At 59.0% G+C, this 20,567-nt stretch carries 18 protein-coding genes, 1 tRNA gene and 1 other RNA gene; 9 read left to right on the top strand and 11 right to left on the bottom strand.

Annotated elements, in window-relative coordinates; genetic code table 11:
- Window positions 1-7: 7 nt before the first annotated feature.
- From SCM96_05845 to SCM96_05810, 8 genes are all read right to left on the bottom strand, one after another.
- Window positions 8-994 carry a tetratricopeptide repeat protein gene (locus tag SCM96_05845; protein ID MDW7760142.1) on the bottom strand — a complete coding sequence of 329 codons (987 nt, stop codon included), beginning with the start codon at window positions 992-994 and terminating at the stop codon, window positions 8-10.
- A gap of 92 nt (window positions 995-1,086) precedes the next feature.
- A complete protein-coding gene (gene der / locus SCM96_05840; GenBank protein ID MDW7760141.1) occupies window positions 1,087-2,418 on the bottom strand; it encodes a ribosome biogenesis GTPase Der in 1,332 nt (443 codons plus the stop codon).
- Window positions 2,419-3,012: a GerMN domain-containing protein gene (locus SCM96_05835; GenBank protein MDW7760140.1), complete on the bottom strand. Its 594-nt coding sequence runs from the start codon at window positions 3,010-3,012 to the stop codon at window positions 2,419-2,421.
- A gap of 15 nt (window positions 3,013-3,027) precedes the next feature.
- Window positions 3,028-4,245 carry an N-acetylmuramoyl-L-alanine amidase gene (locus tag SCM96_05830; protein MDW7760139.1) on the bottom strand — a complete coding sequence of 406 codons (1,218 nt, stop codon included), beginning with the start codon at window positions 4,243-4,245 and terminating at the stop codon, window positions 3,028-3,030.
- 12 nt (window positions 4,246-4,257) lie between these two features.
- Window positions 4,258-4,604, bottom strand: a transfer-messenger RNA (tmRNA) gene (ssrA, locus tag SCM96_05825).
- 92 nt (window positions 4,605-4,696) lie between these two features.
- Window positions 4,697-4,774, bottom strand: a tRNA-Asp gene (locus tag SCM96_05820).
- Between the two features lie 421 nt (window positions 4,775-5,195).
- Complete coding sequence (locus tag SCM96_05815) at window positions 5,196-6,086, bottom strand: M48 family metallopeptidase (GenBank protein ID MDW7760138.1); 891 nt, start codon at window positions 6,084-6,086, stop codon at window positions 5,196-5,198.
- Between the two features lie 108 nt (window positions 6,087-6,194).
- Entirely contained in the window at window positions 6,195-6,749 is a 555-nt protein-coding gene (locus SCM96_05810; protein ID MDW7760137.1) for a LemA family protein, read from the bottom strand.
- Between the two features lie 221 nt (window positions 6,750-6,970).
- Here SCM96_05810 and SCM96_05805 point away from each other — a divergent pair, with 221 nt between their 5' ends.
- Window positions 6,971-8,287, top strand: a complete 1,317-nt coding sequence (locus tag SCM96_05805; GenBank protein MDW7760136.1) for a citrate (Si)-synthase, eukaryotic — start codon at window positions 6,971-6,973, stop codon at window positions 8,285-8,287.
- Window positions 8,288-8,391: 104 nt separating this feature from the next.
- On the opposite strand, the gene SCM96_05800 is transcribed toward SCM96_05805, so the two are convergent.
- The gene (locus tag SCM96_05800; protein ID MDW7760135.1) at window positions 8,392-9,285 is read right to left on the bottom strand and encodes a M55 family metallopeptidase; all 894 of its coding nucleotides are present in this window, start codon (window positions 9,283-9,285) and stop codon (window positions 8,392-8,394) included.
- A 169-nt stretch (window positions 9,286-9,454) separates the two neighbouring features.
- Between SCM96_05800 and SCM96_05795 the strand changes: the two genes are divergently transcribed.
- From SCM96_05795 to SCM96_05770, 6 genes are all read left to right on the top strand, one after another.
- On the top strand, window positions 9,455-10,480 hold the full coding sequence (locus SCM96_05795) for a homoserine dehydrogenase (GenBank protein ID MDW7760134.1): 1,026 nt from the start codon (window positions 9,455-9,457) through the stop codon (window positions 10,478-10,480).
- 118 nt (window positions 10,481-10,598) lie between these two features.
- A complete protein-coding gene (locus SCM96_05790) occupies window positions 10,599-12,005 on the top strand; it encodes a PLP-dependent transferase (GenBank protein ID MDW7760133.1) in 1,407 nt (468 codons plus the stop codon).
- Window positions 12,006-12,191: 186 nt separating this feature from the next.
- Window positions 12,192-13,454 (top strand): UDP-N-acetylglucosamine 1-carboxyvinyltransferase, encoded by a 1,263-nt coding sequence (gene murA, locus SCM96_05785; GenBank protein ID MDW7760132.1) that lies wholly within the window; start codon window positions 12,192-12,194, stop codon window positions 13,452-13,454.
- Window positions 13,455-13,468: 14 nt separating this feature from the next.
- A complete protein-coding gene (locus SCM96_05780; protein ID MDW7760131.1) occupies window positions 13,469-13,813 on the top strand; it encodes a histidine triad nucleotide-binding protein in 345 nt (114 codons plus the stop codon).
- Complete coding sequence (locus SCM96_05775; protein MDW7760130.1) at window positions 13,810-14,313, top strand: NYN domain-containing protein; 504 nt, start codon at window positions 13,810-13,812, stop codon at window positions 14,311-14,313. The genes SCM96_05780 and SCM96_05775 overlap by 4 nt, the downstream gene beginning before the upstream one ends.
- Window positions 14,310-15,176, top strand: coding sequence for a Rossmann-like and DUF2520 domain-containing protein (locus SCM96_05770; GenBank protein ID MDW7760129.1), 867 nt, complete (start codon window positions 14,310-14,312; stop codon window positions 15,174-15,176). Before SCM96_05775 ends, SCM96_05770 begins: the two co-directional genes overlap by 4 nt.
- Here SCM96_05770 and murB read toward each other — a convergent pair.
- The gene (murB, locus tag SCM96_05765) at window positions 15,142-16,086 is read right to left on the bottom strand and encodes a UDP-N-acetylmuramate dehydrogenase (protein MDW7760128.1); all 945 of its coding nucleotides are present in this window, start codon (window positions 16,084-16,086) and stop codon (window positions 15,142-15,144) included. The two genes, SCM96_05770 and murB, sit on opposite strands and share 35 nt — an antisense overlap.
- 147 nt (window positions 16,087-16,233) lie before the next feature.
- Here murB and SCM96_05760 point away from each other — a divergent pair, with 147 nt between their 5' ends.
- Complete coding sequence (locus SCM96_05760) at window positions 16,234-17,415, top strand: hypothetical protein (GenBank protein MDW7760127.1); 1,182 nt, start codon at window positions 16,234-16,236, stop codon at window positions 17,413-17,415.
- A gap of 33 nt (window positions 17,416-17,448) precedes the next feature.
- Complete coding sequence (ligA, locus tag SCM96_05755; protein ID MDW7760126.1) at window positions 17,449-19,464, top strand: NAD-dependent DNA ligase LigA; 2,016 nt, start codon at window positions 17,449-17,451, stop codon at window positions 19,462-19,464.
- Between the two features lie 8 nt (window positions 19,465-19,472).
- Here ligA and SCM96_05750 read toward each other — a convergent pair whose 3' ends face one another.
- Window positions 19,473-20,501: a J domain-containing protein gene (locus SCM96_05750; GenBank protein MDW7760125.1), complete on the bottom strand. Its 1,029-nt coding sequence runs from the start codon at window positions 20,499-20,501 to the stop codon at window positions 19,473-19,475.
- Window positions 20,502-20,567 lie beyond the last annotated feature (66 nt).

Here is a 20,567-nt window from a genome sequence, read left to right as displayed (position 1 = left end):
CCGAGCGTCAGATTTTCTTCAGCTCTTCCTCGAGCCTCTTCCGTTCGAGGGCTCTCTTTCTCAATTCCTGGAATCTTTCGATATTCCGCCGGCCTTCCTCGATGTAGCGGGCTTCTCTTTCCGGCTCGAGTTTGGCCAGAACGCTCTGGTACAGAACGCTCAACCAGCTGTAGGGTTCGGGATAGTTCGGATCGAGATCCCGGGCTTTTTCCAAGGCCGCCAGGCTCTCACGGGCCAACGCCAACCGCTCCGGAGTCGGAAGGTTGGCCAGACGATAGGACTTGGACCAGCGGTTGATGCCCTTGGCCAGCCAGACTTCGGCGTTTTCCGGCTGAAGCGCAATTCTCTTGTCATGGATGGCATGGGCCTTGTCGAACTCGGGAACGGGAAGGATACCTTCGTAGTAACTGGCCAGATAGGCATAGCCCTGAGGATTCTCCGGATCGGTTTCGATGCGGCGCAGGTACATGGACTCGGCCTTCTCGGCCAGCTCTTCCTTCTCGACGGCATATCTCTTGTAGAACTCGGCCAGGACATAATAGTTGTCCATGACTTCGGGTTCGAGTTCGAGGATCCGCAGATAGAGTCTTTCCGCCTGCTCGAAATCCCTCATCTTGTCGTACATGTCGCCCAGAGAAAAGATGATTTCCTTGTTGTTGGGCTCGAATTCATAGGCCTTGTTAAGGGCATTGAGGGCATTGACTTGAAGCTCTTTGTTGAGAGCGGAGTCGACTCCCGGGCGGTACATGCTCTTGTAGCTCTCTCCCAGGAATCTGTAGGCTTGGACCAAATCAGGGTTTTGTTGCAGAACGGCTTCATACTCCGTAATGGCCTGACGGTATTTGCCTTCCGTAAACAGATGGTTGGCTCTCTCAAAGTGATAGTTGGCCCTCAGGTTTTCAATACGCAGCTTTTCACAGCCGGTCAAGGCGAAAACAAGAACGACGGCGAGTGCGACTGCCATCAAGCCGTTGATCTTTCCTCTGAACATCATGACCTCCTTATATCGTCCGTTGCGGTCTTCTTGCGGATGTATGAGACCTATTTTATAAACGATGCCGCCGGGAATGTCAAGATAAAGAGGGCTTACCTTTTCTTAAGAAAGAGGCGGAGGGGGGTGCCGGAAAAGCCGAATTCTTCCCGAATCCGGGCTAGAAAAAACTTTTCGTAGGCCGGGGCCAGAGATCCCCGGCCCCGGGCTGAGAGAATGAAGGTCGGCGGGAGGATGTCGGCCTGGGTCATGTATTTGATTTTCATGGGGGCGCCGCTCTTCGAACGGGGAGGATGGGCCTCCGCAACCCGGGAGAGAAATCGGTTCAGGCGCGCCGTATCCACCCGGATTTCACTCGAAGCCCGGGCTTTCAGGGCTTCGTCCAGAATCTTGACGACCCGTTGTCCTGATTTCGCGGAAACAAGCAGCACCGGCGCATAGGAGACGAATTCAAGCCGGGAATGGACATGAGTCCGGACATCCGCTGGACGGACAGGCGTTTTATCCACAAGGTCCCATTTGTTGAGGGCCAGAACCAGAGGCTTGCCCGATTCGGCGGCCAGGTGGGCGATATGGGCGTCCTGGCGCGTGGGAAATTCCGTTGCGTCAAGAACGAGGACCAGAACATCGGCATCCCGAATGTTGCGTTTCGCCCGCAGAATCCCGGCTTTTTCCCTGTCGTCCCGGGTTCCGGCGAACTTCCGGATCCCCGCCGTATCCACCAGCCAGAACATCCGGCCGTTTCGGGAGATGAGGGTGTCCGTGCTGTCGCGGGTGGTTCCGGGAACCTCGCTCACAAGAAGCCGGTCCTCCCCGCAGAGACGGTTGATGAGGGAGGATTTGCCGACATTGATACGGCCGATAACGGCCAGACGCAGGGCTGAGGCTTCGGCCGGGGTCGCTGTTTGGGAATCGGCTTCAGGCAGGATGGCGGCCACGGCATCGATGAGAGCATCCATGTTGAATTTGTGTTCGGCCGAAATCGCGAAAACCCTCTCCTCTCCCAAGCGGTGGAATTCGGCCGCCTCGTGCTCGCGGCCCGGACCGTCGATCTTGTTGACAACCAGAAAAAGGGGTTTTCCCAGCTTCTTGAGATCGCGGTAAAGCTCTTCCTCGGCCGGTGCTGCACCCCGTTTCCCGTCCAGCATAAACAGAATGGCATCGGCTTCGCGGGCCGCTTCCCAGGCTTTTTCCCGGACCTCGGCGGAGAGCGGTTCATCCGCGGCGCCGAAAATCCCCCCGGTGTCGACCAGAAGGCACGGCTTCCCTTCGATCACACCCGGCGCGGACACGATGTCCCGAGTCATCCCCGGCAGGGAATGGATAAGGGCTTTCCGCCTGCCGAGAAGCCGGTTGAAGAGCGTGGATTTCCCGACATTCGGAAAGCCGATGATGACCAAGCGCGGAGAGGAAGCGTGCGCCCGCATCTACCTGGCGACCAGAGAAAGCTGGGGAACGAAAGGACGACTGAGATCGATATGGCCGCCCAGCGTTTCCTTTTCCGCCCCCTCGACGAGAATACAGACTGTCTTGACCTCGGGGTAATTGAAAGACAGCGTGTTTACGACGGCATAGACGGTCGTCAGTTCCGAGGAGGACCCATAGGCGTATTTGTCGATGACGTCCGAGCTGAAATCCACATAGGCCGTTCCATCCCGGGTTAAAAAAACCTGCCTCACTCGGGTTTCCGGGGGCAGGGGCGCCAGAAATCGGCTTCGGGAGCCTTTGATGAGTTCTTCCACCAGACTCTGCATTTCAACAACCGCATTGTCTCCTTTCCGGATGATCCGTTCTTCGGCGTGAAGAAGACTGTCGTCCTCCGACAGGAAGAAAAGAGTGACGGTCTTCAGCTCGGGAGCCTCCTCGTCCGAATCCGCAGGATGGATCGGAAGAGGGTCAGTCAGATGGCGGAGTCTTTCACCGCCGCCGCCCCGGAAGAAAACGATCGCAAGAAGGATCAAAGCGGCCGTCAGTCCGACCAGGAACAGGCCTTTCGGGTTGCTCTTTTTTTTTCGGGTCATCGGAAATCCTCGCCGTCAGGAATACATCTGGAGATACTTCACGATTCCGCGGAGAATCGCCTCCGCCACGCTCTGCTGGAAATTGTCGCTGACCAGTTTTTTCTCTTCCTCGGGGTTGGAAATGAACGCCACCTCCACAAGCACGGCCGGACAGGCGACGCCGGTCAACACCTTGAACGGCGCCTGCTTGATGCCGCGATTCAGAGTGCCGAGAAGACTGTTCAATTCCCCCTGAATGATTTCGGCCAGCCGGCTGCTTTGCTTGATGTAAGAGGATTGGGCCATGTCCCAGAGAATCATTTTGATGTCGTCAAGGCTGCCGTGATCGACCTGCTCTTCGATGGCTCCGGCGTTGTTTTCAAGGTATGCCAGACGGCGCGCCTCTTCGTCCGTGGCGTTCAGGCTCAGGAAAAACGTCTCCGATCCCTGAGCATTATTCCGGCGCGAGCTGTTGGCGTGAATGCTGACGAAAAGATCGGCGTTATGCGTGTTGGCCAGAGCCGAACGGTTCTCGAGCGAGACCTCGACATCCCGCTCCCGGGTCATGAAGACCCGGAAGGCCAGAGACTTCTCGATCGCCGCCTTGAGCTTGAGGCCGATTCCCAGGGTCACATCCTTTTCCAGGGCCCCGAACCGGCCTCTGGCTCCGGCTTCCATGCCCCCATGCCCGGGATCGATGACAATGGTCCTCATCCGTTCCCGGGTCGGAACGGCCGGAGATCGTTCGGGAACGGCGGCATCCACAACGGGAGGGTCCTTTTCCTCTGCGGCGGCAGTCTTATCGATGGTTTCCAATACGGGGGGGGCGTCCTCCGTCTCGATTTCCGGAGTGAGCCGCTCGGCCTCCCGTCTCACCTCGATGACGATTTGATAGGGATTGTTCAAGGCATAGTGGTCGACATGAAAGCGTTCGTCAAGTGTGTCGATCATGACCCTGTAGCCCTTTGTCTCCTTGGCCCAACTCACGGACTTGATGAACCGGCTTTGAGGGGGTTCTCTCTGAACGCGGAATGAAGACCGGGTTTCGATGTGAACGATGACGGACGCCCCTTTCTTTTCAAGGGTGTAGGCCAGCGGGAAAGAGGCGGACAGGGTCGCCCGGCTGAATGTGGGATAATCCTTGACGGCCAGCCTCAAGGCGGCCCTCGATTGGGCCGCGGCGGCAGGGACGCCGAAAAACGAAAAGAACGCCGTTGCGGCGGCGATCAGAGCGACCGGGCGTATTCTCAACATCATTGAAATCCATGGTGGAGGCGGCGGGAATCGAACCCGCGTCCGAAGACATTCGCCGTGAAACGTCTACACGCTTATCCTTTTCGTTTATCTCGCCGCGCGGTCCCCGAAAAGGAAGGCGGCCGCGCAGCCAGCCCCATTAACTTCGCTAGCCGGTATCGGGGCGGATCCGGTTCGCTATCCCGCTGGTCGGCGCTTTCCGGGACCCGCGGGAGAGATCCCGGAAAACGGCTGCTCTAATTAAGCAGCGACTGCGAAAGGTTCTGCAGTTAGTTGTTTGTCCACCGGATTAACGAGGTGGGTGGGACCTCGGCGTGCGGCTTCCGACTCATTGCCTCCGTCGAAACCAGTTCGCCCCCAACTCCTTTCACAATGTCATTATAGGGAATGGCCGCGAGAGTTGTCAAACTCGCAGGCCTTTGAATGAATCCGAAGAGGGGAAGGATTAAAGTGGCGGGGCCGACGAGACTTGAACTCGCGACCTCTGGCGTGACAGGCCAGCGTTCTAACCAAACTGAACTACGGCCCCGCAGCACTGCCGAAAGGCTCGGAAATTATATCCACTCCATTCTTAAAAATCAAGTGTCGGGGCTGTGCGCGAGTCGAGGTTGCCGCAGCGATGAGTCTCGGACTGCGCAGGCGTAGTTCAGCTACGTCGAGCAGGCCGGGACGAAATCGATGTGGTGAGATCGGCTCGCCCGTAGGGGAAGAAGCGCTGTAAGAAAAGAGAAAATTCAGCGCTTCTTCCGCACAGCCGAGGCGCCGGGGCTGTGCGCGAGTCGAGGTTGCCGCAGCGATGAGTCTCGGACTGCGCAGGCGTAGTTCAGCTACGTCGAGCAGGCCGGGACGAAATCGATGTGGTGAGATCGGCTCGCCCGAAGGGTTAAAAGAGCCGGAATAAGAGAAGAAGTTAATACCCGGCTCTTTTAACGCACAGCCCCGGCCATGAGTTACATTTTTTCGAGGGCGGCGATCCGCTCCTCAATCGGCGGATGCGTGCTGAAAAGCTTGTTGGCAAAGCCCTTCGTGTTTCGGAGCGGGTTGACGATGTAAAGGTGGGCCGTGGCTTTGTTCGCCGCCTTGAGAGGTTCGGCATCGGCGGAGATTTTTCTCAGAGCCGAGGCCAGACCCGGAGGATATCGCGTCATGAGGGCGGCGCTCGCATCGGCCAGATATTCCCTTTTTCGGGACACGGCCAGCTGGATGATCTTGGCGACAACCGGCGCCAGGAGAGCCAGAGCAAGTCCGGCGGCGATGAACACGGCGTCGGCCTTGCCCCCGCTGCGGCTGCGGCCTCTTCGGCGGCCGCCCCAGAGAAAACTGCGGAGAATCCAGTCGCTTAAAAGGGCAACGACGCCCGCCATAACGACGACCACGGTCTGCAGGAGGACGTCATAATTTTTAATGTGGGACAGTTCGTGGGCGATGACGCCTTCGAGTTCCACCCGGTTCAGCTTCTCGAGAAGACCCGTCGTGACGCAGACGACGGCGTTCTTCGGGTTTCGTCCCGTGGCGAAAGCATTGGGTGCGGAATCCTGGATGACATAGCATCGCGGCGCCGGAATCCCGGCTGCGATAGACAGGCCTTCGACAACATTGGCCAGATAGGGGTATTCCTCTTTGGTTACGGGTTTGGCCCGGCTGATGGCCAGAACGATCTTATCGCTGTTGTAATAGCCGCCGACCGCCATCACCGTGGCGATGACGACCGCCGGGATCACCCATCCGCCCTCGAAGCCCGTGGCCAGACGGAACACCAGAACCAGGAGAAAGATGAAAGCCATGAAGAACAGCACCAGAGCGAATGATTTCCACTTGTTCCGGGTTATCTGTTCATACATTCCCTATTCCCCGATTTCTAAACTCACGGCCGGGTCGGAATCCGATCTTCAACAGCTTCCCCGGGATCCGCATCCTATCTTCAGCTTCGGGAAAATCGTTCAGCGGCGTCAGAAGCTGACCTTGACCGGTTCGCGCGCTGCGGGCTCTTCGATCTCGAAGTATTCCCGCAGTTTGAAACCGAACATCCCGGCGATGAGATTCGAAGGGAAGACCTGCTGCTTCATGTTGAATTTCATGACGTTGTCGTTGTAGAACTGCCGGGAATAGGCGATTTTGCCCTCGGTTCCGGCCAGTTCCTCCTGAAGCATCAGGAAATTCTGGTTGGCCTTGAGATCGGGGTAGTTTTCCGAGACGGCGAAAAGGGATTTCAGGGCGCCGGTCAGCATGTTCTCCGCCTGGCCCTGTTCTCCCACGGTCTTGGCGCCGATGGCCTGGCTCCGGGCCTGGGTGACCTTCTCGAAAACTTCGCGCTCGTGCTTGGCATAGCCCTTGACGGTTTCGACCAGGTTGGGGATGAGGTCGTAACGGCGCCGGAGCTGGACATCCACCTGGGACCAGGCGTTTTCGCAGCGGTTCCGCAGGGTGACCAGACTGTTATAAATGCCGACGGCAAACAGAATCACCCCGCCGACGATGATAAGAAAGATGACTAAAGCTCCCATTTCGGCTCTCTCCTTTGTTTCAAGTCCGATCGACGCCTTGATCCGCGGCGCCGGAATCAACCAAATCAGCCGTTAAGAAACCGCTGATAAGCATATCGGTCATTGGGGTGAAAATCAAGAGAAGGGATTGAGATAGAGATTGACATGGAGTCAAACGGCGTGATATAAGGTTTTTGAAGGGTTTAGCTCACCCTTATAATCAATTTAGGAGGTTCTGTTTCATGCCATCCCTGAAAGAAAAATTTGCGGCCCAACTCGGACCGATGCAGGATCGCGTCCGCAAGCTCAACAAGGAATTCGGGACCGTCAAAGTCAGCGAAGCCAACGTCGGCCAGGTTATCGGCGGCGCTCGCGGCATTATTTCCATGCTTTGGGACTGTTCCCACCTCGATCCGGTTGAGGGCATCCGTTTCCGCGGATTCACCATCCCCGAGCTTCGTGAAAAGCTCCCCAAGGCCCCCGGCGGCAAGGAACCCCTGCCTGAGGGAATTTTCTATCTCCTCCTCATGGGTGAAGTCCCGACGGAGGAAGACTGCGCCGCCGTCACCGAAGAATGGCGGAAGCGCGGTGTACTCCCTCAGTATCTCATCGACTTCATGAACGCCGTCCCGAAGGACACCCACCCGATGACCCAGTTCTCACTGGCCATCCTCCAGCTCCAGAAGGAATCGGTCTTCGCCCAGCGCTATCGCGAAAAAATGGCCAAAACGGACTACTGGGATGCCACGTTTGAAGACGTCATGAACCTCCTGGCCAAGCTTCCCAACATCTGCGCCTACATTTTCCGCAGAACGTACATGGATGACAAGCATATCGCTCCTGATCCGAAGCTCGACTGGGGCGGCAATCTGGCCCACATGCTGGGCATCACCGACGACCCGGCCTTCAAGGAACTCATGCGGCTCTACCTGGTCATCCACAGCGATCACGAGGGCGGCAACGTCTCGGCCCACACGACCCACCTCGTCGGCTCGGCCCTATCCGACGCCTATTACTCCCTGTCCGCCGGCATGAACGGCTTGGCCGGACCGCTTCACGGCCTGGCCAACCAGGAAGTTCTCCTTTGGATCATGGACCTGATGAAAGACCTCGGCGGCGTTCCGACCAAGGACCAGCTCGAAAAGTATATGTGGGATACTCTGAACAGCGGACGCGTCATCCCCGGCTACGGCCACGCCGTTCTCCGGAAGACCGACCCCCGCTATGTCGCCCAGAGAGAATTCGCCCAGAAGCACCTGCCCGATGATGACCTCTTCAAGATCGTCAGCCTGGTTTACGAAGTCGCTCCCGACGTCCTGACCAAGCACGGCAAGACCAAGAACCCCTGGCCGAACGTCGATGCCCACTCCGGCGTTCTCCTCAATCACTACGGAGCCGTGCAGTTCGATTTCTACACGGTGTTCTTCGGCGTGTCCCGCGCCCTCGGCGTCCTGGCCCAGCTCATCTGGGACCGCGCCCTCGGCCTGCCCATCGAAAGGCCGAAATCCGTCACCACGGGATGGCTTGAGGAGTTCGTCAAGAAGAACCCGCCGGCCTAACCCCCTTTATCGGGAAAAACGTCAAAGGCCGCCCTTCCTTCGGGAGGGGCGGCCTTTTCTTTTCTTCAGGACCTGTGTCTCAAGTCTTCCATGACTCGCTATCGCTAGAGGCGAGCCAGGCGGAAGAACTTCAGGATCTCCATCAAATCGGAGGAGGTGAAGGCCACCGCTCTTTCTGCCGTTCTCTTCACTCCGGGAATCCAGGCGGCTTTGGCGGCCAGATTCTCATTGGTGAAAACGAGCTCCAAGGTGTAGGGCGGTTTGGGACGGAAAGGCCGGAATTCACCCCGGCGCCCGAGAGCCTCCGCCGTTTTCTCCCTGATCAATTCCTGGGCCTTCTGCGGGTGAAGCATGCGGGCGGCCGTGCCGATGCCCTCCTTGACGGCGACGGTTTCAACGGGCCCGATGATCTCCCGCGCCTCCCGGCAGATGGCGGTGTCGCCGGCGACCAGGACAACGGGTACTCCGAAATGTCCGGCGATCGCGGCATTGATTCCCGCCTCGGGCATCCTTGTTCCATTGAGAATGACATCAAAGAGCGTTCCGGTCATGGTGTGCTTCAAAACGGCGTCCGGAGTTCCGGCCCGGGCGTGATAGCCGATAAAAACGACGGCATCAAACGAGTCGTCGATGCCTTCCATCATGCTCAAAGGCCCCCCCGACCAATCCCGAATGAGCCGGGCCTCGGGGTGCAGGAGATCGGGCAGGATATTCCGGGCTGAGCCGTGGGCGTCGCGGACAACGATCTCGGTCGCTCCGGCCGCCAGAGCCCCTTCCACGGCGGCGTTGGTTTCCAACGTCATCAGACGGCGGAACAGGCCGTAATCCTGACCGTCGCGGCTCACATCGTCCCAGTGGATGACACCGGCCACCCCTTCCATATCGACGGAAATGAAAACCTTGAGTTTCTTCGGCGTCTCCATCGCCGCCGGCACGGCGGCCGATCCGAAAGCCAGGACAAAGGCAAGGGCCGTAAGGACGGCAGTTCTTCTCTTCATGACATTCCTCCTATCCGCAAACCTGATGGCTTTATCTTAATGCCGAAAAGCCGCCCGACTCAAGCGATATCTGAAGATTTTTTCAGGCTGTTTCCGCGATTGCCTCCCGCCGGGACTTGGGTTATATTGATAAGGCAAATCGCAAATCGACCAGGGAGGAGTTGAAACGATGGAATACAAGATCGGACTCATCGGTTGCGGCACGGTCGGACAAGGTCTTCTCGAGATTCTCAGTACCCGGAAGGACCATCTTCGGGACGTTTTCGACTTCGAGCCCCGGTTGGTCGCCGTCACGGACAAGCTGAAGGGATCGGCGGTCGATCCCGAAGGCCTCGACATCCCCTCTCTGCTGGAAACCCTGAAAAACGGCGGGAAAATATCCGAAGACAGCCGGGAACCCCTGGACATGATCGAACAGGTTGAGGCCGATATCATCGCGGAAATCACCTATACGGATATCCGCACGGCCGAGCCCGCGACGAGCTACATTAAAAAAGCTCTTCGCACCGGGAAACACGTCGTCACATCGAACAAGGGCCCCGCGGCTTTGCATTACCGAGAACTGGCCGATCTCGCCGCAAAAAACCGCATTCATTTCCGGATCGAAGGCACCGTCATGAGCGGAACTCCGGTTTTCAATCTCTTTGAAGGCGGACTGGCCGGAAACCGCGTTCTCGAAGTCCGGGGCATCCTGAACGGCACCACAAATTTTATCCTGAGCAAAATGGAGGACGAGGGCATGGATTATGCTCCGGCCCTCAAACTCGCCCAGGACGCCGGTTACGCCGAGGCCGACCCCACGGCCGACGTCGAGGGACACGATGCCCTGGCCAAAATCGTCATCCTTTCCAATGTCATTCTCGGCGGAGACCTGAAAATCGACGACGTGGACTGCGAGGGCATTTCCAAAATCACGCGTGAGGCCGTCGCCGCCGCGAAAGCCGAGGGATTCCGATACAAGCTCATCGCCCGGGCGAAAAAAGAAAACGGCCGCGTGACCGCCGGAGTCTCGCCGGTCAAACTTCCCCTATCCGATCCCTTGACGGGCGTCATGGGCGCCCGGAATGCCCTGACCGTCGAAACGGATATCCTGGGTCAGGTCACCATTCAGGGTGCGGGCGCCGGACGGCTCGAGACGGGCTTCTCTCTTCTCTCGGACATGTTGACCATCCATCGCTGCCCCGTTTCCAAATGAATCCGGCGACCTTGACTCCACGCCGCCGTTCCATGTATCCTGGATTTCCGGCTGATAATCATCATGTCTCCAGCCAAATCCGGCCTATCCATAAACACAATCCCAAGGGAGGACCATCATGACATCCAGCCCCCGGCGAAAGCCCGGAGTCCAGAAGTACGTTGAGGATGCCAAAAAGATTCTGGAGCGCAAGGCCGCCGCACTGCAGCGCATGAAAGGCATGAAATTCGACACCATCGCCGTCCACGGTCTCTATACCGTCGAAGAAGCCTTGGAGCTCAATCAGGGGGCGATCATCGAGCCTCTTTACCTGTCGACATCCCAGGGCTACCGCGACGCCGATGAACTCGAAGCGGCGCTCACCTATCTCATCCCGACTTGGTGCTACACCCGCATCGCCAATCCCACAACGTATTACCTGGAATGGCTTCTGGCTCTTCTGGAAGGATACGGAACCGGGCAGGACACGTCCTGCGTGGTCACCGCCTCCGGGATGGGAGCCATCCAGGCCGCCGTCGATCCTCTTCTGGTCAAACAGAAGGAGGGACCCGAACGGATCAATTTCGTCTCCTCCATCCAAGTATACGGCGGCACTTACATGCAGTTCGCCGTTCGCAAAATGAAGGAACGGGGCATCGAGGTCCGCTGGATCCTTAATCCCGAAGACCTGTCCGAGTGGGCGGCCCGGATCGACGACGACACGCGGTTTCTTTACATGGAAGCGCCGAGCAATCCTCAGCAGTCGTTCTGCGACATCCGCTCCCTGGCCGAACTCGCCCACAGCCACGGCATTCCTCTGATCGTCGACGCCACCTGCGCCACGCCGGCCCTCATGCGGCCCATCGCTCACGGCGCCGACATCGTCGTCCACTCCCTGACCAAATCGGTCACCTCGGGAGGAACGGCCATCGGGGGAGCCCTCATCAGCCGGAAACCGATCACGACCCGGGTGAAGAACGACGACCCGATGTTCAAGGAGAGCTTCGCCGAATATGTCAAATTCTGGCCCTACCGGGACAACGGGCCGGCGGCATCGCCGTTCAATGCCTTTTTGGCCCTGAACGACCTGCGCACCCTGCGGTCCCGCATGGACCTCGTCAGCCGGAACTGCCAGAAAGTGGCCGAGTTTCTCCAGACCCATCCCAAGGTCTACCAGGTGGACTACCTGGGCCTGCCGAGCTTTCCCCTGCACGGCGTCGCCAAGGACTACCTGAAACTCGTCGATTCCGGAGAGGGCGGCGGCCCCGAAGTCAACCGCTACGGGCACCTGATGAGTTTCCGGGTGGATGGTCCGCCGGAAAACGCCCGCCGGACCTTCGACAACTTTAAGATCATCTACCGGGCGACTGATCTGGGCCGGATCAAGAGCGTGGCCACGATCCCCGCCATTTCCACCCATTCCCAGCAGGGCGAGGAGGCCCGGAGGATGGCCGATGTGCCGCCTCAGCTCATCCGGCTCTGCGTGGGCGGCGAGGATCCCGACGACATCATCGCCGATCTCGACCAGGCCCTCAACGCACTCTAAAACACGTGCGCCCCGCGGAAGCCTCCTTGCGGGGGACATAAAGGTGCAACGAAGCCGGAATGGTGAGATCGGCTCGCCCGTAGGGTGAAAAGAGCCGGGTATAGTAAAGAAGGCAAAAATCCCGGCTCTTTTCACGCACAGCCCCGGTGGATTGATTTTGGGGGGCGGGTGGCATACAATGCCCCCGTGGAATCCATCAGAATCTTCGGCCGTCAGGACCTCCGTCTCAAGGGAAAAATCCGGATCAGCGGCTCGAAAAACGCCGTCCTGCCGGCAATCGCCGCCAGCCTGTTGACGAGCGAAAAAGTCCGGCTTCGGAACATCCCGCTGGTGACCGACGTCACCACAATCCTGACTCTGATGAAACAGCTGGGCGCAAGTTCCGGTATCCGCCGCAATGACCTGACCATTCAGGTCCGCGACATCTCCTCCGATGAAGCGGCCTATGAGCTCGTCCGGGCCATGCGGGCCTCCATTCTTGTTCTCGGACCCCTTCTCGCCCGGTATGGGAAAGCCGTCGTCGCGCTTCCCGGAGGCTGCGCCATCGGTTCCCGGCCCATCGATCTCCATATCTCCGGACTTCAAAAAATGGGCGCATCCATCAGTCTCGAGCACGGCTACATCAAAGCCCGGGCCGACCGCCTTCACGGCGCCGTCATCAAATTCGAGCGCAAGACCGTCGGCGGGACGGAGAACCTGCTCATGGCCGCCGCACTGGCCAAGGGCGAAACCATCCTGATGAACTGCGCCCTCGAGCCGGAAGTCGTCAGCCTGGCGGAACTTCTGGTAAAAATGGGGGCCAGAATCGACCGGCCCGAAGAGGAGACTTTCCGCATTCAGGGGGTCCGGGAACTCGGCGGCGCCGTCCACGACATCATCCCTGACCGCATCGAAACGGGGACATTTCTCGTCGCCGGAGCTTTGACTCAGGGCGACATTCTGCTGACGGGCGTCGATCCCCGCCATATGACGACCGTCATCGAAAAACTCCGCACCTCGGGGACGATCATCGAACCGGTCAAAGCCAACGGCCTCCATGTCGCCGGAAACGCATCCATCAAACCTCAGGACGTCACGACATCTCCCTATCCGGGATTTCCGACCGACATGCAGGCCCAGTTCATGGTTCTGATGACTCAGGCCCAGGGAACGTCCATCATCACCGAAACCATTTTCGACCGGAGGTTTTCCCACGTCAACGAGCTTCTCCGGTTGGGCGCCAATATCGAGGTCCACGGAGACAAGGCGACCGTCAAGGGAAAAACTCCTCTGTCGGGCGCCGAGGTCATCGCCACCGATCTCAGGGCTTCCGCTTCACTGATTCTGGCCGGCCTGATCGCCGGCGGGGAAACCCGCATCAACGAAATCGAGCATCTCGACCGCGGCTACGAAAAAATCGAGGACAAGCTGCGCCGTCTCGGCGCCCGCATCGAGAGAATCAAATCCTGAAAAGGGAGGATGTCATGGACGCGTGCATCTTCTGTAAAATCATCGAGAGGAAGATCCCGGCCCGCATTCTCTATGAGGACTCCGATATTCTGGCCTTCGAAGATATTCGTCCTCAGGCCCCCGTCCATGTCCTGGTCATTCCGAAGACGCACTATGCCTCGCTCAACGACATTCCCGAAGACAAAATGTCACTTCTCGGCGCCCTTCTTCTCCGGGCACGCGACATCGCCCGGGATCGAGGCGTCGGCGAATCCGGGTTCAGGATCGTCCTCAACACGGCCCGGGATTCGGGCCAGGACGTCTTTCATATCCACTTCCACATCCTCGGCGGCCGGCGGATGACCTGGCCTCCGGGTTGAAAACCCCGGGGATCATGGCTTTTCTCATCGACGGAAACAATCTCATCGGCCAGTGGCCCGATCTCGATCTCCACGACCCTTCAAGTCGCGAGGCCCTGATCGGCCGGCTGCTGATGTTTCAAAAAATCAGGCGCAAGAAAATCGTTCTGGTCTTCGACGACCGGCCGGCCGTCTTCCCGCTGCGCCGGGAAATCAATGCCCGGTTTCTCGTTCTCCATCCGGGAGACGACGCCGATGCCGATTCCCTGATCAACAACCTCATTTCCCGGGAAAAGGACAAGAAGGGGTTTGTGGTCGTCAGCTCCGACCGCGAAATTCGGGACACGGCACGAAATCGAGGCTTCGCCGGACTGACCGCACCCGAGTTTATCCGGCTCGTCCGCGCCGCGCTCAAGGAAGGCCGCAAGGCCCGGGAACTCGAAAAAACCGAAACGCCGCCGACACCGGTTGAACAGCGGCTTTGGGAAGAGCTTTTCTCGAGAAAAAGGAAATCGTCATGACACGGGTCGCCGTTGTCGGCGCGGGCCGCCTCGGCACGACACTGGGTGTCGCCATAGCCGCCAAAGGATTCGATGTAGCCGCGGTGTCCTGCCGGAACCGGCCCTCGGCCCGGGAAAGCGCCCGGCTCATCGGGGGCGCCCGGGCGACGACCTCGCCGGCCCGGGCCGCGGCCGCAGCCGAGGTCGTTTTTCTCTGTCTTCCGGACGACGCTCTGGCCCCTCAGGTTAGGAAGCTCGCCTCAACCCTCTCCGATTGGAAGGGCAAAACCGTTTTTCATACAAGCGGGCTTCTTGCCGCCGATGTCCTGGCTCCCCTCAAGGCCAAGGGCGCGCTGACGGCCTCGTTTCACCCGGCCCAGACTTTCCCAAGAAAAGACGCCGCACCGGGCTCTTTTCGCGGCGTCACGTTCGTCTTGGAGGGAGACGCCGCCGCCGTCGATCTCGGCCGCCGAATCGCCCGGCGGCTCGGCGGCAGGATCTTGACGCTACAACCGAAGCACAAGGCCCTCTACCATGCCGCCTGTCACCTGGCTTCGGGGGGAATGACGTCGCTCCTGGACGCCGCCGCCGTTTTGATGCAGGAAGCCGGGTTCAATCCGCGACAGGCGGCCGATATTCTTTTTCCCCTGGCCGAAAGAACTTTACAGAATGTAAAAAAAATTGGCCCCCGCGAGGCCCTGACAGGACCCGTCGTCCGCGGCGATATCCGAACCGTCGAAGCCCATCTGGCCGCCCTTGTCCGCGAACCCGGCATCCGCGATCTCTATATCGGCCTGGCGCTTCGCGGCCTTGACCGCACGGCGAAGGCACAGCTTCCCGTCCGGACGGTCAGGGCATTGATGCGTCTTCTCGAAGATAAATGACCTCTTCCTCGAGAAGAATCCCACAGGTCCGGAACACTCTGTCCCGGAGTTCCTCGGCGAGTATGAGGACATCTCCGGCTTTCGCCCGGCCGAGATTGACGATGAAATTGCAGTGGATGTCGGAAACCGCCGCATCCCCGACTTTGAGGCCGCGGGCGCCGGATCTTTCGAGAAGTTGTCCGGCCGGAACCCGTCGGCCGGCATCTCCCGGCGGGTTCTTGAAATAGCTTCCGGCACAGGCCGTTCCCCGTGGCGGATGTTTCGCCCGGCGCTCCCGCATATGGCCGGTTAAGGCGGCACGGATGCTTTTTCCGTCGCCTTTGGCTAGGCGGAGCCCGGCGCCGAGAAGCACGGCATGATGCTTCTGGAGGGCGGAAAACCGGTATCCGAAAGAGAACGCCTCCGGAGACATTCTCCCCTTTTCCCCCTGAAGATCCAAAACCTCTCCGTATTCGACCACCTCAGCGATGCACCGGCCGAAAGCTCCGGCATTGGAATAGAAAGCCCCTCCGGCGGTTCCGGGGATTCCGGCCAGGAACTCCAGGCCGGCCAGGTTATGTTTCGCCGCCCATTGAAGAATCCCGGCCAGCGGCGCTCCGGACTCGATCTCCAGACTTTCCTCGTCCGCTCCGAACCGGATGCTGCATGCGGAGTTCTGAACGACAAGGCCCCGGTATCCCCGGTCGTCGAAAAGCATATTGCTCCCCGATCCGATAATGTAATAAGGGACACCCGCTCGGCGCGCCGACACGACGGCATGAGTCAATTCCGAGATCGACCCGGCCTCGAGAAAAAGATCCGCTTTGCCTCCGATGCGGAACCATGAATATCGGCAGAGCGGCACGTTGCGGCGAGGCCGAAGTCCCGCCTTGTTCTTCAACAGGGCTTCCAGAAGCTCAAGACCCCTCATCGCCGGCCATTATAGGACAGGAAGCATCGGATATGCAAAATCGTTTTAGTGATGTTGGCATGGCTCTTGCTGTATAATGGTAAAGGGCATGTTGACATTTGCTTTTTTACAGGCTATCATGCCTGAAATATTCGCGCGAGGTGGCGTATGAAAAAAACGATCGTGACCCTCATAGTCCTGGCACTTGCGGCGGCGCCTTTTCTCAGTGCCCAGAACCAGGCCGACGAAGACTACATCAAGGCCATGACGGAAAGTGATCCCTGCAAAAAGGTTCAGGGCCTTAAAGATTTTATCGCCAAACACGGCGGTAAGGGCTCCCAATACGAAAATTTCGCCTATGCTCACCTTTGTCTGACGCCCTGCCCGACCAAGTCGGCCAAGGAAAGCATCGAGTACGGCGAAAAAGCCCTGACATTCAAGGGACTCGACGACCTGACCAAGGTCCAGGTTCTGCTGACCCTGTCCGGGCTTTATAGCGAGTCGGGACAAAATCTGGACAAAGCTCAGGCTCATGCCGGTGCGGCCGTCGCCGTTGGACGCGCCAACAAGGACAAGGAGCCTTCCGAGGCCGCCCAGTGGACGGCCATTATGGGCGCCGGTCATTTCGCCCAGGGTCAGGCCATGGAGAAAGCCAAGGACTTCAAAGGCGCCGTCGACGCCTACGTCAACGCCTACGGACTCCTCAAAAACCCCCAGATCCTGGCCGCGCTCAAGAAGACCGCCAAGATCCTTTACGACGGCAAAAACTATGCCGATGCCGAAAGAGCTTTTCGCGCCGCGTATTCCGTCTCCAAGGATCATGAAGCCGGAACCATGCTGGCCCTGACTCTCCTCCGGGCCGGCAAGCAGGACGAAGCCCTGCCCCTGTTCAAGGAATCCTACGCCAAGAAGAGAACCGGAGAGCTGGCCTACAACATCGGCATCATCCTGGCCCGGAAAGCCAAAACCGACTCCCGCCAGGCCGAAGAGGCCGTCCGCTATCTCCTGGAAGCCAGTTTCCTCTATCCTTCCCAGTCCAAACAGGCCATGAGTCTCGCGGAAAGCCTGTTTTTCACGGCCAACAAGGACCTGCGTTACAACGAAAACATCAAGGAAATGCAGGAGAAGGTCGCCTATCTGAACGAGATCACCGCGGATTACAACAAGAGGTTCGGAGATAAGTCCGATGAAGAGCTGACGGCGGCCGACAAAAGGGCCATCCAAAACATTACGGAAAACATCGAGGCCCAGAAAGCGGCCATCCAGAAGTTGGAAGCGGCCCAGAAGGCGGCCGTCGACAAGTTCAACTCATTGATCGCGGACACAAAAAAGAGATTGGGCGTCAAGTAGCCTGACAGGGCGAGCCGGCGCCCGGAAAGGGCCGTGAAGACGAATCCCTCGCCGCGCCAGACCGCCGAGCGTATCGCCGAGTTGCGCCGGATGATCTCCTACCACGAGAAAAAATACTACGTCGACAACGATCCCCAGATCTCGGATACCGAGTTCGATGCCCTGATGAAGGAACTCCGGGATCTGGAGGAGCGCCATCCCGAGCACGCCGATCCCGAATCTCCCACCCGCCGGATCGGCGAAAAGCCCGTGGACGGCTTTCCCACCGTGGCCCATGCACGGCCCATGCTCAGCATCGAAAACTGCTATGAAGAGCAGGGGTTGCGCGACTTCGACGAACGGGTCAAGAAGCTCCTTCCCGGAGAGACCGTGGCCTATGTCTGCGAACTCAAGATCGACGGCATCGGGATATCGCTGATCTATGACTCCGGGCGCTTTCTCCGCGCCGTAACCCGCGGCGACGGAACCCGCGGCGATGATGTGACGGCCGGCATCCGGACCATCCGATCCCTTCCCCTGTCCGTCTCCGAACACCATCCCCTCGAAGTCCGAGGGGAGGTTTTCCTGTCCTTCGCCGCCTTCCGCAAAATCAACCGTGAGCGGGAAGACAGGGGAGAGCCTGCGTTCGCCAATCCGAGGAATGCCGCTGCGGGATCGGTGCGTCTTCTCGACCCCCGGGAAACGGCGGCCCGGGGGCTCGACATCTTCACTTACACCCTTTTTACAGACGGCGGCGAACCCCCATTCCAAAGGGACAGTCTGCAGCGTCTCCGGGATCTCGGATTCAAGACCAACCCCCACTCCAGCTTTTGTCCGGGAATCGACGAGGTCATCGCCTTCTATCGGGAGTGGACGGACCGGCGGGACGACCTCGATTACGAATCCGACGGCATTGTGGTCAAAGTCGACTCGGCCGATCAGAGACGGAAGCTCGGGACAACGGCCAAGTCTCCGCGGTGGGCCGTCTCCTACAAATTTCCGGCCCGCCAGGCCACAACCCGAGTCCTCGACATCGTCGTCCAGGTCGGACGCACGGGTGCCCTGACGCCGGTCGCCCTGTTGGAACCCGTCGTCATTTCAGGGACGACGGTCTCCCGATCCACGCTTCACAACGAGGAGGAACTCCGCCGGAAAGACATCCGCGTCAACGACGTCGTTCTCGTCGAGAGAAGCGGCGACGTCATCCCCCGCGTCGTTTCGGTCATGCGGGAGAGACGAACGGGCGGAGAGAGGCCTTTTTCCTGGCCGTCCCTCTGCCCGGTCTGCGAAACGGAAATTTTCAAGCCCGAGGGCGAAATCATCTCCCGCTGCATCAATCCTTCATGCCCGGCCAGGCTTCGCGAGTCCATTCTGCATTACGCTTCGCGTCGGGCCATGGATATCGAAGGACTCGGCGAAGCTCTGGTCGACCAGCTCCTCGCCGCAGGGATGGTCAAGTCTCTTCCCGACCTCTATCGCCTGGAGTTGGACGATCTGACCGGCCTCGAACGCATGGGACCGCGGAGTTCGGAAAATCTCCTCGCCGGAATCCGCACTTCCACGACGCGGGACCTGCCCCGGCTGATTTTCGGCCTGGGGATCCGCCACGTGGGCGAAAGGCTGGCTCAGATCCTGGCTTGCCGATTCGGAACCCTCGATACTCTGATTGCAGCCGAAACCGCGGATCTCGAGGCCGTCGAGGATATCGGACCGAAAGTTGCGGAAAGCGTGCGTTTTTTCTTCCGGCAGCCGGAAAACCGGGAGCTGATCGAAAGACTTCGTTCGGCCGGTGTCAATTTTTCCTCTCAGACATCCCTTGGGGAAAGGCAGCCGGGTCCCCTGGACGGAGAAATCTTCGTCCTGACCGGAACTTTGAGCGATATGACCCGGGAAGAAGCCGCGGCAGCCATCCGCAAACGGGGGGGAGAGACGGCCTCAGCCGTCACGGCGAAAACGACCCGCGTCGTTGCGGGAGAATCCCCGGGATCGAAGCTGGACAAGGCGCGCCGTCTCGGCATTCCGGTGATCGGCGAGGCGGAGTTTCTGGAACTCCTCCAAATTCCGAAATAATTCGCCGGCTAGGGGGTTTTTCCGGATTTCTTGAAGAGATCCAGCGGCAGGACTCCGAACAGCTTCTTTTTTCGCTGATTGCCGCCAAGAAATTCCACTTCGTGAACGGCCGTTCTGTGATCGGGATCCAGCTCAACGGCCTTCTGAAACTGTCGCAGAGCCTTGATCGTCATGTCTTCCTTTTTGTAGAGATATCCCAGGCCGACATAGCCTTCGGGATTCCAGGGTTCGAGGGCGATGGCTTTCAGAAAATTGACTTCGGCTTTCCGGCCTTGTCCGGGCAGGCGGTTCTGAGTCAGCGCCAGCAGCAGGAAAAAATCGCCCTTGTCCTTTTTCAGCCTCACCGCCTCTTCAAGAAGAATCGCCGCCTCTTCATAGCGCCCCTGGTTGTAGAGGGTTTTTCCCTGGCGGAACTTGACATCCGCCCGCTTCTGGCCGGCCTGGACATCCTCGGTTTCCGAGGCCGGGATGTTCATCTTGCCGTCGTAGGCCCGGCGGGTGTCCCGCCCGACAAGCGTTTTATAGGCCGTGGTGATCGTTTGGAAGATGTCGTCGATCTGGCGCCGGTAATCGGCCGACAGCTCCGGACCCAGGCGATCCGGATGATACTTCCGGGCCAGGTGGAAATAGGCTTTTTTGATGTCCTGTTCCGTGGCGTTTCGGGGAACTCCGAGAATCCGGTAATAATTCAGGGCCGCAATCTTGCCGCGGAAAGCCAGGATTTCGGCGATCAGATCTCTGTCATTTGAGGATTCTCGGACTTCAGGAGCGGGCGGCTCGAAATCCGCGGTCTGGAAGAATGTCGTCTCTCCCTTCTGAGCGTCGACCAGATCGAGACAATAGAAGATCAAAAGCCGACGCCAGAAAAGTTCCGGATCCATGCCGGTTCCGGCTCTGACGGTTTCAGCGGTTGCCTGTCCGTTGAAAAGGTCCAGAAGCCCGATGTCTTCCGGCGGGAGCAGACGGGCCAAGTCCCGGCTTTTCACGGAAAAAACTTTTCCGGCTAAAAACGCCGGCAAAGCTTCATGATAAGGCATACCTCGGATCCCGGACTCGATCAGACCGGGCATATCCGGCCCGGACTCTTCCCCATCCGTGGGAGA

The sequence above is a fragment of the Acidobacteriota bacterium genome (assembly GCA_033549365.1).
Lineage (GTDB): Bacteria > Acidobacteriota > Aminicenantia > Aminicenantales > Saccharicenantaceae > JAWSUF01.
Note: the sequence above shows the minus strand (reverse complement) of the source record. Positions and strands in the feature narration are given on the sequence as shown.